The sequence below is a fragment of the Phenylobacterium sp. genome (genome assembly GCF_030651185.1).
Taxonomy (GTDB): domain Bacteria; phylum Pseudomonadota; class Alphaproteobacteria; order Caulobacterales; family Caulobacteraceae; genus Phenylobacterium.
This window is the reverse complement of record NZ_JAUSCJ010000006.1, coordinates 192041-207752: the sequence shown is the minus strand read 5'-3', so window position 1 is coordinate 207752 and position 15712 is coordinate 192041. Positions and strand designations below refer to the sequence as shown.

At 69.5% G+C, this 15712-nt stretch carries 15 protein-coding genes; 7 read left to right on the top strand and 8 right to left on the bottom strand.

Going from position 1 to position 15712, the window contains the following annotated elements; genetic code table 11:
- Nucleotides 1–20: 20 nt before the first annotated feature.
- Nucleotides 21–1331, bottom strand: coding sequence for a FecR family protein (locus tag Q7J39_RS02335; protein ID WP_304820006.1), 1311 nt, complete (start codon nucleotides 1329–1331; stop codon nucleotides 21–23).
- A gap of 235 nt (nucleotides 1332–1566) precedes the next feature.
- On the opposite strand from Q7J39_RS02335, the gene Q7J39_RS02330 reads away from it, so the two are divergent.
- Complete coding sequence (locus tag Q7J39_RS02330) at nucleotides 1567–3099, top strand: ShlB/FhaC/HecB family hemolysin secretion/activation protein (RefSeq protein ID WP_304820004.1); 1533 nt, start codon at nucleotides 1567–1569, stop codon at nucleotides 3097–3099.
- Between the two features lie 106 nt (nucleotides 3100–3205).
- Here the strand turns inward: Q7J39_RS02330 and Q7J39_RS02325 are convergent, their stop codons facing one another.
- From Q7J39_RS02325 to Q7J39_RS02305, 5 genes are all read right to left on the bottom strand, one after another.
- The gene (locus Q7J39_RS02325; RefSeq protein ID WP_304820002.1) at nucleotides 3206–4681 is read right to left on the bottom strand and encodes a DEAD/DEAH box helicase; all 1476 of its coding nucleotides are present in this window, start codon (nucleotides 4679–4681) and stop codon (nucleotides 3206–3208) included.
- A 314-nt stretch (nucleotides 4682–4995) separates the two neighbouring features.
- Entirely contained in the window at nucleotides 4996–8169 is a 3174-nt protein-coding gene (locus Q7J39_RS02320) for a glycoside hydrolase family 2 TIM barrel-domain containing protein (RefSeq protein WP_304820000.1), read from the bottom strand.
- On the bottom strand, nucleotides 8166–9206 hold the full coding sequence (locus Q7J39_RS02315; RefSeq protein ID WP_304819998.1) for an amidohydrolase: 1041 nt from the start codon (nucleotides 9204–9206) through the stop codon (nucleotides 8166–8168). Before Q7J39_RS02315 ends, Q7J39_RS02320 begins: the two co-directional genes overlap by 4 nt.
- On the bottom strand, nucleotides 9203–9817 hold the full coding sequence (locus tag Q7J39_RS02310) for a 2-hydroxychromene-2-carboxylate isomerase (protein WP_304819996.1): 615 nt from the start codon (nucleotides 9815–9817) through the stop codon (nucleotides 9203–9205). Before Q7J39_RS02310 ends, Q7J39_RS02315 begins: the two co-directional genes overlap by 4 nt.
- On the bottom strand, nucleotides 9814–10503 hold the full coding sequence (locus Q7J39_RS02305; RefSeq protein ID WP_304819994.1) for a glutathione binding-like protein: 690 nt from the start codon (nucleotides 10501–10503) through the stop codon (nucleotides 9814–9816). Before Q7J39_RS02305 ends, Q7J39_RS02310 begins: the two co-directional genes overlap by 4 nt.
- A 128-nt stretch (nucleotides 10504–10631) precedes the next feature.
- Between Q7J39_RS02305 and mutT the strand changes: the two genes are divergently transcribed.
- The 3 genes from mutT to Q7J39_RS02290 are packed head-to-tail and all read left to right on the top strand — an operon-like array spanning nucleotide 10632 to nucleotide 12123.
- Nucleotides 10632–11042, top strand: a complete 411-nt coding sequence (mutT, locus tag Q7J39_RS02300; RefSeq protein WP_304819992.1) for an 8-oxo-dGTP diphosphatase MutT — start codon at nucleotides 10632–10634, stop codon at nucleotides 11040–11042.
- Complete coding sequence (locus Q7J39_RS02295) at nucleotides 10958–11200, top strand: Flp family type IVb pilin (protein WP_304819990.1); 243 nt, start codon at nucleotides 10958–10960, stop codon at nucleotides 11198–11200. Before mutT ends, Q7J39_RS02295 begins: the two co-directional genes overlap by 85 nt.
- A 14-nt stretch (nucleotides 11201–11214) precedes the next feature.
- On the top strand, nucleotides 11215–12123 hold the full coding sequence (locus Q7J39_RS02290; protein ID WP_304819988.1) for a kinase: 909 nt from the start codon (nucleotides 11215–11217) through the stop codon (nucleotides 12121–12123).
- Here the strand turns inward: Q7J39_RS02290 and Q7J39_RS02285 are convergent.
- A complete protein-coding gene (locus tag Q7J39_RS02285; RefSeq protein ID WP_304819986.1) occupies nucleotides 12083–12817 on the bottom strand; it encodes a YafY family protein in 735 nt (244 codons plus the stop codon). The two genes, Q7J39_RS02290 and Q7J39_RS02285, sit on opposite strands and share 41 nt — an antisense overlap.
- 85 nt (nucleotides 12818–12902) lie before the next feature.
- Between Q7J39_RS02285 and Q7J39_RS02280 the strand changes: the two genes are divergently transcribed.
- Nucleotides 12903–13649 carry a glutathione S-transferase family protein gene (locus tag Q7J39_RS02280; protein ID WP_304819984.1) on the top strand — a complete coding sequence of 249 codons (747 nt, stop codon included), beginning with the start codon at nucleotides 12903–12905 and terminating at the stop codon, nucleotides 13647–13649.
- A gap of 63 nt (nucleotides 13650–13712) precedes the next feature.
- Here the strand turns inward: Q7J39_RS02280 and Q7J39_RS02275 are convergent, their stop codons facing one another.
- Nucleotides 13713–14624: a methyltransferase domain-containing protein gene (locus Q7J39_RS02275; RefSeq protein WP_304819982.1), complete on the bottom strand. Its 912-nt coding sequence runs from the start codon at nucleotides 14622–14624 to the stop codon at nucleotides 13713–13715.
- On the opposite strand from Q7J39_RS02275, the gene Q7J39_RS02270 reads away from it, so the two are divergent.
- Both Q7J39_RS02270 and grxC read left to right on the top strand, forming a co-directional pair.
- Nucleotides 14623–15408 carry a ComF family protein gene (locus tag Q7J39_RS02270; protein ID WP_370689978.1) on the top strand — a complete coding sequence of 262 codons (786 nt, stop codon included), beginning with the start codon at nucleotides 14623–14625 and terminating at the stop codon, nucleotides 15406–15408. The genes Q7J39_RS02275 and Q7J39_RS02270 overlap by 2 nt on opposite strands.
- Nucleotides 15409–15441: 33 nt before the next feature.
- The gene (gene grxC, locus Q7J39_RS02265; RefSeq protein WP_304819980.1) at nucleotides 15442–15699 is read left to right on the top strand and encodes a glutaredoxin 3; all 258 of its coding nucleotides are present in this window, start codon (nucleotides 15442–15444) and stop codon (nucleotides 15697–15699) included.
- The last annotated feature ends 13 nt before the right edge of the window (nucleotides 15700–15712 follow it).

Below are 15712 nucleotides of genomic sequence, written 5' to 3'. Positions count from 1 at the left end.
GATCAGATGGCCCAGTCGGCTCACTTCGGACCGCGACCCTTGCCATCGCCGGTCCCGCTTCCGGTCGTCCCGCCAGCGGTGTTGATCAGGCCTGTCACCAAGCCGTCGGAGCCGCCGCCGCCGTTACCGTTGCCGCTGCTCCCGCCGCCAGCGCCATTGGAGCCGGCGTTCCCGGTCTCGGTCGCGGCGCCGCCGTTACCGTTGCCGGTGTTCCCGCCGCCATTGCCATTGGAGCCGGTGTTTCCGGTCTCAGCGGCCGCGCCGCCGTTCCCGTTGCCGGTGCCGGTGTTCCCGCCGCCATTGCCATTGGAGCCGGTGTTTCCGGTCTCAGCGGCCGCGCCGCCGTTTCCGTTTCCGTTGCCGTTATTCCCGCCGCCATTGCCATTGGAGCCGGTGTTTCCGGTCTCGGCGGCCGCGCCGCCGTTCCCGCTGTTTCCATTGCCGGGGCCGTTGGCGCCTGGGTTCTCGGGCGGCCCGCCGCCATTTCCGTTGCTTCCCGCACCGTTGGTCAGGGCCGCGCCGCCGCCGTCCGCGGGACCATTCCCGCCCCGGGTGTCGGAGGCTTCGAGTTGGCGATCGTTCCGGGCGACCTCGATTGGGAGGGCCGCCGGCCCGACGGTCTCCGCCTCCATCGCGACGCTGGCGGCGCCATTGCCCGAGGCGATCGCGCCCGCCTCGTTTGCAATCATGGTCGGTCCGCCGGAGTCCACCAGGCCGCCGGACACCGTCTTGTAGTCCAGGGGTTCGATCTTCACGGCCTCAGGCGCGCCCGCGGTGGGGGTCACGGTTCCGGTGACCTGCACCGACTGCGGCGCATCCCGGGAGACCGCCCCGCTCGATCCCGCTCCGACGTCGCTGCCGAGATCCGAGCCGTTGGAGCGAACCTCCACCAGGCCCTCGGCCACATTCACCGCGTCCGACATCGGCCCCACAACCACGGTGAAGGTGGTCCCCTTCACAATGGCGGCCAGCAGGGGCGTATCGACGCGGAAATGCGGAGACTTCTGCTTGTCCACCTTGAACATCACCGCGCCCAGGTCCTGCATGACCCGGGTGAAGCCGCCGGCGTCCGGCGCCACGGTCATGCGGCTGTTGGGACCGACGACAATCTGCTGCAACCCGTTGTCCAGGGACGCGCGGGCGCCGAGCGTGGTGGTGATGCTGGAACCCGTCGGCACCGCCTGATTCAACCGGGCCGGGGCGGCTTCCGCCCCGGGGACGGTGATCCGCACCGTGCCGTTGACTTCCACCAGCCGCCAGGCGGCGGCCTGGGCCGAACCGGCGGCGAAGGCGAGAACCGAACAGGCAAAAAGCAGGGCGGTGCGGCGCATGGGTAACCCCAATCTGTGGACCGAAAAATTATCGCTCGCGTCACAAATAACCTCGCCGTGGCTAAGCCTTTGCTAAGGCGAGAAAAAAGACCGGATCGTTAGGGTCTCGTTCACCATGTTGGTTCACCAACGGAGATCGTGGTTCGAAGGTGCGCAAGGCGTGACGTGGGCTGGAGCAGAGGCGTGGCGCACGGCGGACTGGCCCGTCCGCGTCGCCATGCTTGTCGCCGCGGTCATGTTTTTGTCACTGCCGGTGTTCGCCTGGCCACAGGATGAAGCGCCCTCGGCCGCCGCGTGCGGCCTCCCCGACAGCGGCTGCTTCCAGCTCACCGCGGTCAGCCTGGAAGGCCTCACGGTCTACAAGCCCGGCGAGTTGGCGGCGCTGTACCAAGGCTATCTCACCCGCGAGGTCAGCACCGCCGACCTCGTCGATATCGCCACGGCGATCACCGACAGGTACCGCGCCGACGGCTACTTCCTGTCCCGCGCCGTCGTGCCGCCGCAGGCTCCGGGCGCGGGCGTCGCTCGCATTCGCATCTATGAGGGACACATCAGCGATGTGGCGTTGACCGGGATTGGCGCGCCCGCCGCGTCTCCCTACCTCAAGGGCCTGTCCGAGCTCCGCCCACTGCGCCTCGCCGAGCTGGAACGTCGCCTGAGCCTGGCCGGCGACGAGCCGGGCGTGCAGATCAAGACCCAGCTGGAACCGGTGCTGGACGATCCTGCCCGCCACCGCCTGGTGGCTGTCGCCAGCCTGAAGCCCCTGGCCCTGAGCACCTATGTGGACAACCGCGGCCCGAAGACCAGCGGGCCTTGGCAGGCCTATGGCCGCGTGGCCAAGAACTCCGCCATCCGCCCTGGCGACCAGTTGGCCCTGGCGGTGCTCGCCGTGCCCAACGATCCGCGGGCCTTCACCTATGGTGAGGTGAGCTACTCCGCCCCCCTGGGCGGCGGGGCCCGCCTGCGCGGCACGATCGGCATGGCCAAGGCTCGCGACGGCGCCAACACCATGTCCACCGACGTGGGCAGCGAGAGCCTGTCGGCGAGCGTCAGCTATCTGAAGCCGCTGAAGCGCGACCGCCGGGTCAACGCCTGGACCCAGACCACCCTCCAGGCGCGGCACATCGAGCAGGACTGGGCCGACACCGGCGGCTATGCCGACAACGTGGTCGTGCTGCGTGGGGCCCTCAACGCCGACGTGACCGTTCCCGGAGAGTCCAGCAACCTCTTCGCCCAGGTCTCGGCGGGCCAACGCGGCGAGCCCGGCGTCAAGGCCGGCGAGGGCCTGTCGCGCGCCGACGCCTCGCGCCAGTTTGTGAAGCTCAACGTCCACGGCTCGCACTATCGCGACCTCGGCCCCTGGGCGGGGCTTTCCCTGACGGCAGACGGACAATGGTCGCCGCACCGCCTTCTGTCGTCGGAGGAGTTCGTCGTCGGGGGCGCGCCCTATGGACGGGGCTACAACTACGCCGAAATCGGCGGCGACCAGGGCGTCGCGGCGTCGGCCGAGCTGCGCGCCGGCTTCAGCCCCAAGCGTGGGCCCTTCAGCTTCCTCCAGGGCTACGGCTTCCTCGATGCGGGCAAGGTCTGGAACCTCAAGCGCTCCGGCGCCGACGCCGACCTTGTCTCCACCGGCCTGGGCGTCCGCGCCCGCGTCGGCGACCGCGCCACCCTGACGGTCGAGGCCGCCCGCCCTCTGACCCGCACCCCCTACGATCGCCGCAAGAAGACCTGGCGGCCGTTCCTCGCGCTCTCGACGCGGTTCTGACGTCGCGCTCCACGCTCCACGGCCCGCCCACCCCCCGGCCCAATGAAAAAGCGCCCCGCCCGGTGGGGCGAGGCGCTCGATCTAACTCAGACTGTCAGCTCATCGACTAGTCGATGGGGCTCCAGCGCTTGGCCGGGGCGGCCGAGGCCGCGGCGCCTTCGCGCTTGGGGCCCTTGAACTGGTTCTGGCTGATGGGGGTCGTGGAGGCGCGCTCGCCGCCGGTGCGAGCGCCGTGGGGGTGGCGATCACCGCCGCTCCCGCCATTGCCGCCGCCGTGACCCTTGGCGGGACGGTTGCGCTGGGCGCGCAGGCCGCCCGGCAGGTCGCTGCGGTTCTGCGGCTTGCGGGTTCCGCCGGCGCCGTTGCGGTCGCCGCCGTGGTTCTTGCGGCCGGCCTCGGCCCGCTCGGCGGCCACTTCAGGCATGGCTTGCGTCATGACCATCAGGGCGCGGTCGCCGCGGCGTTCCTCAGTGGGGATGTTCTGGCGCGTCACCTTCTGGATATCGCGCAGCAGGTTGCGTTCGTCGTCGGCGCAGAAGGCGACGGCCGAACCGCCGGCCCCGGCGCGGGCCGTACGGCCGATCCGGTGGACGTAGCTCTCCGGCACGTTGGGCAGTTCGTACTGCACGACGTGGGTCACGGCGTCGACGTCGATGCCGCGGGCGGCGATGTCGGTGGCCACCAGGGCGCGGACCTCACCGGCCTTGAAGGCGGCGAGCGCGCGTTCCCGCTGGCCCTGGCTCTTGTCGCCATGGATGGCCGCGGCTTCGACGCCGGCGGCTTCCAGGGACTTGGCCACCCGGTCGGCGCCGCGCTTGGTGCGGGTGAAGACGATGACGCGCTTGAAGTTCTTCTCGGCGAATAGTTCGCAGAGCAGGGCGCGCTTGCGGGCCGTCTCCACGAAGATCACCTTCTGGTCGACCCGTTCCACGGTGGTGGCCTGCGGGGTGACCGAGACCTTCAGCGGGTTGGGGTTCAGCAGTTCGCCGGCCAGCTTGCCGATCTCGGTGGGCATGGTGGCGGAGAAGAACAGGTTCTGCCGTTCCTTCGGCAGGTACTTCACGATCCGGCGGATGGGCAGGATGAAGCCCATGTCCAGCATCTGGTCGGCTTCGTCGAGGACGAAGATCTCGACGCCGCCAAGCGTGATGGTCTTCTCGCCCAGGTGGTCGATCAGGCGGCCCGGGGTGGCCACCAGAACGTCGACGCCACCGGCCAGCGCCCGCATCTGGCCGCCGTACTTCACGCCGCCGAACACGACGGCGACGGAGACGCCCAGGTGCTTGCCATAGGCCTTGAAGCTCTCGCCGATCTGGGTGGCGAGTTCGCGGGTGGGGGAGAGCACCAGGACGCGGCAGCCGCGGCGGGGCGCGGGCTTACGGTCGGCGGCCAGGCGATGCAGGATCGGAAGGGCGAAGGCGGCGGTCTTGCCGGTGCCGGTCTGAGCGATGCCCAGCAGGTCCTTGCCGGTCATGACGCCGGGAATGGCCTGGGTCTGGATGGGGGTGGGGGTGGTGTAGCCTTCGTCGGCCAGGGCCTTCAGCAGGGGTTGAGCGAGGCCGAAGTCGGTAAATTTGGTCAAAACGTATGTGTCTTTCACATATGCGCCGAATGCGGCCGCTGGCCGTATGGCCAGGGTCGCGGAGCGCGGGGTCATTTGTGGAAAGCCCCCGCGTGGCGGGGCGATCTATGCGATCTCTTTCGGCGCTCGACAGGCTGGGACCTTCGTAAATCCCATCACGCGGCTGGAGCGCCATAGCGCCGCGAATTGCTGCAGCGCGGGGCTCATATGCGCGCTGGAACCCTGGAAGTCAACCAAATACGGCTCAGCTCCTTCGCAGGTGCGGCGCCGGGCGACCTCAACCTAACCTCTCCCGCAAGCGGGACAGGAGAAGACTAGCTCCGCGCCACCACCCCCGGGTCGTCCCCCGCCGCGAAGGGCCGCATCTCGTAGTTCAGGACGTGGACGCCCGCGCCGATCCTGTAGCGGTCGAGGGTGTCGGGCCCGCAACTCGCCGTGCCCAGCCCCCGCTGGCGAACATCCAGGTTGACCCAGGTCTCGGCGCGCGGCGTCAGGTCGGTGGTGTGGGTGGCGGCGAACAGGTCGGCGGGCGTGAAGTGACTGGCTGAGCCCTCACAGGCGCCCACGAACACCAGCCCGGCTTCGGCTCCCGCCACCGCCAGCCAGCGCAGATCGGTGCGGTTTCCGTGCTCCTGAGGCAGGACATAGGGCACGTACTGGTCGGTCACCGTGCCTTCGAACCGTCCGATCCAGCCGGCGGCCTTTCGGTCGACATAGGTGTCGCCCGGCCCGCGCCCGAACCAGGCCACCTGCTCGAAGCCGTCGGGCAGGGCCATGGTCACGCCCAGGCGTGGCAGGTCGGGAAGTTCGGCGGCGACCTCGAAGCGATGGCTCACCGCGATGCGGCCATCCGGGGTGATCTGGTAGACATGCCGATGCACGACCGCCTCGGGCGTGAGCGCGCAGGCCCACGCCTGTCGCACGGTGACGACGATGCTGCCGGCGGCTTCCTCCACCTCCAGCCTCGGCGCGCCGGGCGAGAGCCCATCAAGTCCCGCCGCCAGCCATTGGCCAAGGGGCTTGGCGTCCTGGTTGCTCCAGCCCTTGATCCCGTCGTTGTCGGTGGCCCCGCGCCACACCTGCAGCCGGGGCCCCTCAAGCATCAGCGGCAGGTTGCGCCAGACATAGCGTTCCAGGGCTCCCAGCGCCTTGGAGAACACCAGCTCGAACCCCTCTCCACTGACCCGGACCGTGTCGTCGGTCTGCGCCAACACCAGGGTTCCGGTCAGTCGCTCGGCCGGCGCGACCTCGGCGACGGCCAGGCTCACCGGAAGCTGCGTCCAGGCCACCTCGTGCCCCGCGGGCGCCCAGCTTGTCGCCTTGGCGAGACCGAACCGCACCATCAGGAAGGCTTCCTGGCCCGGCTGGATTTCCGGTTCCGGCAGGTCGAGCGCGAGCGTCTCCGTCGCCCCCGGCCCCGTCGCCAGCGAAGGCAGGGCGCCCTGCGCCACCGGCCGCCCATCCACCTCCAGGCTCCAGGCGCCCGTCAGATCCTCGAGCGTCGTGAAGTCGCGCTTGTTGGTGATCGCCAGCCGCTCGCCGTCCCAGACCACGCCCACCGGCTGGGCCAGGGTCTTGAACTCCCACAGCGCTGGGTGCGGAACGCGGTCGGCGCCGATGATGCCGTCGCAGCAGAAGTTCAGGTCGTTGGGCGTGTCGCCGAAGTCGCCGCCGTAGGCCATGAACGGGCGGCCGTCCGGAGTTTGCTTCAGGATGCCGTGGTCCGCCCACTCCCAGATGAAGCCGCCCTGCAGACCACGGTGGGTCTCGAAGGCCTCCCAATAGTCCGACAGGCTGCCGTTGGAATTGCCCATGGCGTGGGAATATTCGCACAGGATCATCGGCCGCCGGTCGGCCGGGTCATCGGCCTTGGCCCAGGCCACGATGTTCTCGATGGGGGGATACATCGGGCAGACGATGTCGCTGGCCAGGGCGCCGGGCGCGCCTCCGGCCTTGAAGCCGCCCAGGGCCGCGATGTGCTGCAAGGCGGCGCTTGGGTCCCAGCCCCAGATCGCCCCCTCATAGTGCAGCGGCCGGGAGGGGTCGTACTGGCGGATCCAGCCGGCCATGGCGTCGTGGTTGGGGCCGTAGCCGCTCTCGTTGCCCAGGGACCAGAGGATGATGCTGGCGTGGTTCTTGTCCCGCTCCACCATCCGCAGGCCCCGTTCCAGGAACTGGCTGGCATAGCGGGGATCGCGGCAGAGGCCGTGCAGGAAGTCGTGGCTCTCGATATCGGCCTCGTCCACCAGATAGAGGCCGTACTCGTCGCAGAGGTCGTACCAGGCCTCGTGGTTCGGATAGTGGCTGGTGCGCACCGCGTTGACGTTGAACGCCTTCATCAGCCGTACGTCGGCCAGCATGTCCTCGCGCGTGATCGCCTTGCCCCGCGTGGGATGATGCTCGTGGCGGTTCATGCCGGCGATCATCACGGGCTTGCCGTTGATCATCAGCTCGCGGTCGCCCAGTTCCACGCGGCGGAAGCCGAGGCGGACACTGGTGGCCTCTACCGCCGGCCCGTCGCCCCGATGCAGGGTGACCACCAGGGTGTAGAGGTTCGGCGCCTCGGACGACCACAGGCGCGGCGCGGGGACAGCGCTCTCCAGGGTCACCTGGCCCAGGGCCGGCCGATAGGGATTATGCCCCGCCACCGCCGACCAGACCTTCTTGCGCAGCGGCTTGTCGAGCACCGGCACGTTGCCGTCATAGAGCTGCGCCTCGACCTCCCAGCCGTTGTCCGGCTCGCCTGGAAACCCCAGCTTGACGGTCACGGCCAGGGCGCCGGTGGCGTAGTCGTCCTCCAGCCCGGCGCGGGCGAAGACGTCGGCGATGTGGGTGGGGGCGGTCGCGATCAGCTCCACGTCGCGGTGGATGCCCCCCATCCACCACTGGTCCTGGTCTTCGATATAGGAGGCGTCCGACCACTTCACGACGGCGCAGGCCAGCAGGTTCTCCTCGCCCGCCGTGACCAGACCGGTGATGTCGAAGTCCTGCGGCAGGCGGCTGTCTTTGCCCATGCCGACCGCCAGGCCATTGACCCAGACATAGAGCACGCTCTCCGCGGCCCCGATCCGCAGCACGATGCGCCGCCCATCCCAGTCGGCGGGGACCTCGAACCGGGTGCGGTAGAGGCCCGTGGGGTTCTCGTCGGGCACATTGGGCGCGGCCAGCGCGAAGGGCATCTGGACGTTGGTGTAGTGCGGCCTGTCGTGGCCATGCATCGTCCAGTTGGACGGCACGGGCAGCCGGCTCCAGCCCCCGTCGTCGAAGCTGGCGCGGGCGAAGTCAGCCGGGATCGCCTCTGGCCGGTCCACCAGGGCGAAGGTCCAGTCGCCGTTCAGCGAGCGGACCAAGGGGGAGGGGCCGCGCGCCAGGGCGCTCTGCGGGTCCTCGTAGGGCGTGAAGCTGGCGCGGGCCGGCAGGCGGCCGACCGACACGGTCTCGGGATGAACCCAGGTCCGCGTCGTGCCCTGGAACAGAAGCTCTTTCACAGGTCGAGACGGTAGAGGGTGGTGGCCGTGCCGGAATAGAGCGCGGTCTTCTCCGCCGCCGAGGCGCCCTTGGTCAGGACCTTGAAGGCGTTCCACAGCACGTCGTAGTCGCAGCTGCCGATGTCGACCGGGAAGTTGCTCTCGAACATGCCGCGCTGGGGCCCGAAGGCCTCGATGCAGGTCTCGATATAGGGCCTCCACTCCGCCGCCAGCGCTTCCGACGAGGCCGGCGGGAAGGCCATGAAGGAGGAGAAGCCCGGGAACACCATGGCCAGGCCCCCCAGCTTCACCGCCACATTGGGCAGTTCCGCCAGCTTCAGGATATTCGCCTTCCAGATCGGGAAGCGCTCGTCCCGCTTGCCGGCATAGCTGGCGATGCCCAGCGGGGTGCCGACGTGGTCGAGGATGATCTGGGTCTCGGGGAAGGCCTTGGCCAGGTCGATCAGGTCGGGCAGCTGCGGCTCCAGCATCCAGGCGTCGAAGGAGAGGCCCAGCGGCGCCAGTTGCGCGAACCCTTCGCGGAACTTGGCCGACAGGTAGAGGCCGCCCTCCTGCCGGGCCAGGGGGCCGAGCACGTCCTTGTCGGGATCGGACGAGGCGCTCTGGCGGATGCCGCGGAAGCGTCCGCCGCCGGCGCCGATATGGGCCTCCAGCACGTCGCGCACGCCCCCGCCAAGATTGCAGTCCGCATGGCCGACGATGCCGGCGCAGGCCAGGATATCGCCATAGACGCCGCTGGCCGACATGGCCGCCACGCCATTCACGAACTCGGTCTCGCCGACGGGGCGCATGGCCGGGTCGGCCGAGCGCCGGTACATCGACCCGCACTCCATGTAGACCGTGGCCTTGACGTTATGGCCGCTGGTCATGTCGGCCAGCAGTTCGGGGAACAGGTAGCGCGGCACGCGCCGCGTCACGTGCTCGAACCCGTGCTTGGGGGGCGGCAGGGCGGCCATCAGCGCCGCGGGCCGGTCCCACAGGTGATGGTGCGGATCGACGATCGGCAGGTCGGGCTCGAGGATGGTCTCGCGGCTCATGCTTTGCGTTCCTTGAGGGCCGCGACCGCGTCCGCGATCAGGGGCAGGCGGTCGTTGCCAAAGTACATGTCGGTGCGGTTCACGAAGATTGTCGGCGAGCCGAACCCGCCCCGGGCGACCACCTCCTCGGTGTTGAGCCGCAGCTGATCCTTCACCGCCGGCTCGGCGATCCCGGCCAGGAAGGCGGCGGGATCGACCCCGACGCCCTGGCAGATCTCCGTCAGCACCTCGTCCTGCGAGATGTCGCGGTTGTCGCTCCAATAGGCCTTGAACACCGCGTCGGCGAAGGCGACGAGCTTGCCCTGCGGCGCCAGCCAGATGCAGCCGCGCATGGCCTTGACGCTGTTCACCGGGAACACCTTGGGCGGGAAGGTGATCTCGATCCCGGAGTGCCGCGCCCAGTCCTCCAGGTCCTTCTTCATGTAGCGGGCCTTGGCCGGCACCGGCGTCGCGCGCTGCTCATAGACCGAGGGGTTCACGGTGTTGAAGATGCCCCCCACCAGGATCGGCCGCCACTCGATCTCGACCCCCAGATCGGCGGCCAGCGGCTGCAGGTTGTGGAAGGCCAGATAGGTCCAGGGGCTGGAGCAGTCGAAGAAGCACTCGATCATGTTGCGGCGATCCCGAAGAGGTTCTGCTTGGTCTGCGCGTCCATCTCGCCCGGCCGCGCCATGCGCCCGACGCCGGTCCCCGCCACCACGCCGGGCCGCGCCCGCACGGTGGCGAACCAGCGCTTGATGTTGGGATAGTCGTCCAGGGTGAAGCCCTGGGCCTTGTGGGTGATCAGCCAGGGGAAACAGGCCATGTCGGCGATGGAATAGTCGTCGCCGGCCACATAGGCGCCGGTCCGGCCCAGCTGGCCGTCCAGCACGCCGTACAGCCGGGCGGCCTCGCGCTCATAGCGGTCGATGGCGTAGGCGATCTTCTCCGGGGCATAGAGCTTGAAGTGGCCGTTCTGGCCCAGCATGGGGCCCAGACCCCCCACCTGCCACATCAGCCACTGCATCACGGCCGACCGCCCCCGCACATCGGCGGGCAGGAAGCGGCCGGTCTTCTCCGCCAGATAGACCAGGATCGCGCCGGTCTCGAAGATCGGTATCGCCGCCCCGCCGCCCTCCGGATCCTGGTCGACGATGGCCGGGATACGGTTGTTGGGGCTGAGCTTCAGGAAGTCCGGCGCGAACTGCTCGCCGCGCCCCAGGTTCACCGGGTGGACGGTGTACGGCAGGCCGCACTCCTCCAGCATGATGCTGATCTTCCAGCCGTTGGGCGTGGCGGCATAGTAGAGGTCGATCACCGGCGTCTCCCGGGCCTCTCAAGGGGCCTTGGCGACAGACTACCCGCACCAGCGCAGGGCGCCACCGTCACCTGGCGTCATTCGCCCGCGCTGTTGCATTTCTCGCTCAGGCCCGCGATGCAGGCGCCATGGCCGATCCCAAACCCATGCTGCTTGTCGCCGCCGCCGCCCTGATCGACACCGATGGCCGCGTGCTGATCGCCCAGCGTCCGGAGGGCAAGCAACTCGCGGGTCTCTGGGAGTTTCCGGGCGGCAAGGTCGAGCCCGGCGAGACCCCGGAGGCGTGCCTGATCCGCGAGCTGGAGGAGGAGCTGGGCATCGGCGTCACCCAGGCCTGCCTGGCCCCCTTCGTCTTCGCCAGCCATGCTTACGAAAGCTTTCACCTCCTGATGCCACTCTACCTGTGCCGTCGGTGGGACGGCGTGATCACGGCCAGGGAGCACGCGGCGCTCGCATGGGTGAAACCCTCAAAGCTCGGCGACTATCCGATGCCGCCGGCCGATGCGCCGCTGGTGGCCTGGCTGCGCGATCTTATCTGACCCGCTTCCTGCGCGATGAGCGCGGGGCGACCATGGTGGAGTACGCCGTGCTGGCCGGGGTGCTGGGCATGGCCGTGGTGGCGGCCATCGGCGCCTTCCAGACCGTGTTGTTCGATCTGATGAACAAGGCCGCCACTGCCATCGAGGCCGCCATCTAGGCTAGGCTGGTCCCATGGACGCCTGGCTATCCGACTTCATCGCCGCCGAGGGCCTGCCGCCCGACTTCGCCGCCACCGCCCTGGCGATCTGCGGCCCCTTGGCCGCCCGCCTCGTCGCCGAACCCCGCAAGCCGGGCTTGGTGGTGGGCATCTGCGGCAGCCAGGCCAGCGGCAAGTCCACCCTGACCGCCGTGCTCCGCCACCTGCTGGAAGGCGCGGGCCTGAAGGTGGCCGCGCTGTCCCTGGATGACCTCTATCTCAGCCACGCCGCGCGCCAGGCGCTGGGTCGCGACGTCCATCCGCTGCTGGCGACGCGCGGCGTTCCCGGAACCCACGATGTGGCCCTCGGCCTGGCGGTTCTCGAGAGCCTGGCCCACCCCGGAGCGACCCTGCTGCCGGCCTTCGACAAGGCCGCCGACGACCGCAAACCCCAGGGCGTTGCGGTGACCGGCCCGGTGGACGTCATCCTCTTCGAAGGCTGGTGTGTCGGGGCAGTCCCGCAGGCCGACGTCTCAGCGCCGATCAACGCCCTGGAACACGAGCGCGACCCCGACGGCCGCTGGCGGACCTTCGTCAACGCCGCCCTGGCCGGGCCGTATCAGGACCTGTTCGCCCGCATCGACCTGCTGGTCCTGCTCAAGGCGCCCAGCTTCGAGGTGGTGCTGGCCTGGCGCCAGGAGCAGGAGGCCAAGCTGCGCGCCCGCCTGGCCCGCGAGGGCGGCGACCTCCGGCGCGCCATGACCGACGCCCAGGTGGCCGACTTCATCGCCCACTACGAGCGCCTGAGCCGCCACATCCTGGCCGAGATGCCGGGACGGGCCGATGTGGTGGTGGAGCTGGACGAGAACCGAAACCCTGCGCCCGCAAGCGGGAGCGGAGACGTCAGCCCTTCTCCGCCGTCGCCTCGCGCGTCTTCATCTTGATGATCTCATCCCGCTGCTCGTCCATCGCGCGCCGCCACTTGGCGCGCAGCACGGCGGGGCGTTCGGGGTAGCGATCCTCCAGGAACTCGGCCCCCGTCACCCGGTCGGCGCGGAAGGAGCGGAAGTCCTGGCGCAACTCGCACCAGGCCATCAGCATCCGGACGGTGTCATGATAGCCGATGGTCACCGGCCAGATGGTGCGTTCGCTGTCGCGGCCCTGCTCGTCCTTGTAGTGGATGGCGATCTTGCGGCCGGCGTGAATCTGGGCGCGGACCTGGGCCATGTCGATGGCGTCGGGCTGCAGCTTCCAGGACCTGGCCGCCCCCAAACTTGGCGCGTCGATATAGGGCCGTAGGCGTTCGGGGATGGCGGCGCTGATCTTGGCGATCAGGTCCTGGGCGGCCATGGCCAGGGCCGGGTCGCCGCGGCTGGCCACCCATTGCGCCCCCAGCACCGCGGCCTCGATCTCGTCGGGGGTCAGCATCAGGGGCGGCAGGTCGTAGCCCTGGTCCAGCACATAGCCGATGCCCGCCTCGCCCCGAACCGGCACCCGCTGGGCCATCAGGTCGGCGACGTCGCGATAGACCGTGCGCTTGGAGGTCTCCAACTCCTGGGCGAGCGCATCGGCGGTCACCGGCCGCCGTGAGCGGCGCAGGATCTGGATGATCTGGAACAGGCGGTCGGCGCGTCTCATTCAGACTACAAGCTCCACCACTGCCGCCACCACGTTGTCAGCAGGATGGCAATAGAACCGGGATCAACGCAACCGGAGAAACGCCATGACCAAGCTGATCACCCTCTATGCCTGCGGCGAAGGCTTCGGCCTGCCGGACGTCAGCCCCTATGTGACCAAGACCGAGATCCAGCTGCAGATGGCGGGACTGCCCTATGTGAAGGTCCAGGGCTGGCGCGAGGACTCGCCCAAGGGGCAGCTGCCCTACATCGAGGACGCCAGCGAGAAGATCGCCGACTCCACCTTCATCCGCGGCCACATCGAGGCGCGTTATGGTGTGGATCTGGACGCCGGCCTGACGACGGTGGAGCGCGCCCAGGCCTGGGCCATCGAGCGGATGTGCGAGAACCACCTGGCCTGGACTTCCGGCTACTTCCGCTTCCTGCTGCCGGAGAACTTCGACAAGGGTCCGGCCCACTGGTTCGACGGGGCGCCCGAAACCGCCCGTCCGGTGTTGAAGGCCCAACTGCTGGAGGCGGTCTCGGCCAATATCCGCGCGGTCGGCGTCGGCCGTCACTCCGAGCACGAGATCCTGGCGCTCGCCGCCCGCTCCCTGATGGCCCTGGACGCCTTGCTCGGCGACAAGGCCTTTCTCATGGGAGACGAGCCCACCAGCGTGGACGCCTTCGCCTTCGCGACCCTGGCCGGCATGCTGACGCCGTTCTTCGACTCGCCCCTGCGCCGCCGCGCCGAGCGCTTTCCGCGCCTGGTCTGTTACACGCGCCGGATGATGGCCCGCTTCTACCCGGACTTCGCCTGGGCCCCGGAAGCTGAAGAGGCGATTGCGGCCTGAAAGTCGTTAGGCAACCGAACCAATTTCGGGGTCGCTGGAACAACTTCATGCGGCGCCTGAAGTTCAGTCCTCGCCTCTCGGCAGCGGCTGCTCGACGACGCCCAGGGCGTCAGCCAGCCGCATCTTGGCGCTGCCGGGCTTCAGGGGCTGCTGCTGGCTGGCGTCGGGGGTCCAGCCGGTCAGGGTGAGGATCTCAAAGGTGGCGGGCGCCCGGCCGTCCGGTTCGGCGAACCGTTCGACATAGATCTCCATGGCCCGCGCCAGCAGGGTCTTGGTCAGGGCTCGGGGGTGGCGATCGGCCAGGACGCTGGTCTCGCCCATGGCCCGCAGATCGGCCAGCAGCTTGATGGGGTGCGAATAGCGCACGGTCACCCGGTCCACATCGACGACCGGCAGGGCGAACCCCGATCTCTGGAGGAGTCCTGCGGCATCGTAGGCGTCGGCGAAGGGCGAGATGCGGCTGGCCGCGCCCCCGGTCAGCTCGATCTCCGCCGACAGCAGGCTGGCCCGCAACTCGGTCAGGGTCGCGCCGCCGAACATCGAGCCGATGAACAGGCCGTCCGGCTTCAAGGCCCGGCGGATCTGGATCAGGGCGCCCACCACGTCATTGGTCCAGTGCAGGGCCAGCGTCGAGACCACCAGGTCCAGGGACCCGAAGGCGAAGGGCAGCCGCTCCTCGTCGGCGACGATCCGGGGCCCGTCGCGGCCGGCCAGCATGGCGGGCGCCAGGTCGGCCTCCACCAGCAGGCCCACGCGGCCCGCGGCGTCGCTCTCCGCCAGGGCGGTCCGGAAGGCCCCATTGCGGGCCCCGAGGTCGACGGCGCGCGGAAACTCCCGCAGGATCGCCTCCAGGCGCACCACGGCGTCCTCCGCCGCGCGGCGCTTGAGGAAGTCGGCGTTTCCGTAGCCGGGCGCGGCGCGGGTCAGGCGGGCGCGCAGCTGGGCGCGGTCGAAGAGCAGGGGCGGGGCGGACATGAGCCTGCAAGATGGCCTGTCGGAGGCCTGGTGGAAACCAGGGCCGCGCATGAAATCGGCCGCGCGGGCCGCTTTGGACCTGATGTTCCCGCCCCAGTCCCTGGATGACGGGCCCCGGCCCCTGGCCATCGGCCTTACCGCCGAGGGCTGGAGCCAGATCAGCTTCCTCGACGACCCGGTCTGCGACGGCTGCGGGACGCCCTTCGAATACTCGATGGGGGCGGGGGTACGCTGCGCCGCCTGCATGGCCAAACCCCGCGCCTTCGACCGCGCCCGGGCCGCCTGCCTCTATGACGACGCCTCGCGCGGACCGATCCTGCAGCTTAAGCACGCCGACCGCACAGACCTGGCCCCGCTGTTCGCCCGCTGGATCAGCCGCTCGGCCCGCGACCTGCTGGCCGACGCCCACGCCATCGCGCCGGTCCCCCTGCACCCGACCCGCCTGCTGGGCCGCCGCTACAACCAGGCCGCCGAGATCGCCCGGCCGCTCAGCCGGCTCTCCGGCGTGGTCTATCTGCCCGATGCACTGACCCGTGTGCGCGCCACGCAGACGCAGGGCGGCAAGTCGGGCTCTGGGCGCCGCCGCAATGTGGCGGCGGCCTTCGCCGTACCCGCGTCCGGCGCGAAACAGGTGGCGGGCCGGCGAATCCTGCTGATTGATGACGTCATGACCACCGGGGCGACCCTCGAAGGCTGCGCGCGCGCCCTGCTCAAGGCCGGGGCCGCCTGCGTCGACGTGGCGGTGGTGGCGAGGGTGAAAGAAACCGCGAACACCCCCATATGAGATCCTTCAACCTCTTTCGGCGTTAGTTGAGACATGACCCAAGTCACCATCTACACCAAGCCGTTCTGCCCCTACTGCGTCCGCGCGGTCTCCCTGCTGGAGAAGAAGGGCGTCGCGTTCACCGAGATCGATGCCGCCTTCGATCCGGAGAAGCGCCAGGAAATGATGCAGCGCTCGGGCGGCCGCGCCACGTTCCCGCAGATCTTCATCGGCGACGATCACATCGGCGGCTGCGACGACATGATGGCCCTGGAGCGGGACGGCAAGCTGGACCCCCTGCTGGCGGCTTGAGCCTTGCCAAGCC

Coding starts and splice junctions, on each gene's coding strand:
- Q7J39_RS02330 (WP_304820004.1), top strand. CDS start 1,567: ATGTTTTTGTCACTGCCGGTGTTCGCCTGGCCACAGGATGAAGCGCCC.
- Q7J39_RS02335 (WP_304820006.1), bottom strand. CDS start 1,331: ATGCGCCGCACCGCCCTGCTTTTTGCCTGTTCGGTTCTCGCCTTCGCC.
- Q7J39_RS02310 (WP_304819996.1), bottom strand. CDS start 9,817: ATGATCGAGTGCTTCTTCGACTGCTCCAGCCCCTGGACCTATCTGGCC.
- mutT (WP_304819992.1), top strand. CDS start 10,632: ATGGCCGATCCCAAACCCATGCTGCTTGTCGCCGCCGCCGCCCTGATC.
- Q7J39_RS02280 (WP_304819984.1), top strand. CDS start 12,903: ATGACCAAGCTGATCACCCTCTATGCCTGCGGCGAAGGCTTCGGCCTG.
- Q7J39_RS02275 (WP_304819982.1), bottom strand. CDS start 14,624: ATGTCCGCCCCGCCCCTGCTCTTCGACCGCGCCCAGCTGCGCGCCCGC.
- Q7J39_RS02270 (WP_370689978.1), top strand. CDS start 14,623: ATGAGCCTGCAAGATGGCCTGTCGGAGGCCTGGTGGAAACCAGGGCCG.
- Q7J39_RS02285 (WP_304819986.1), bottom strand. CDS start 12,817: ATGAGACGCGCCGACCGCCTGTTCCAGATCATCCAGATCCTGCGCCGC.
- grxC (WP_304819980.1), top strand. CDS start 15,442: ATGACCCAAGTCACCATCTACACCAAGCCGTTCTGCCCCTACTGCGTC.
- Q7J39_RS02290 (WP_304819988.1), top strand. CDS start 11,215: ATGGACGCCTGGCTATCCGACTTCATCGCCGCCGAGGGCCTGCCGCCC.
- Q7J39_RS02295 (WP_304819990.1), top strand. CDS start 10,958: ATGGGTGAAACCCTCAAAGCTCGGCGACTATCCGATGCCGCCGGCCGA.
- Q7J39_RS02315 (WP_304819998.1), bottom strand. CDS start 9,206: ATGAGCCGCGAGACCATCCTCGAGCCCGACCTGCCGATCGTCGATCCG.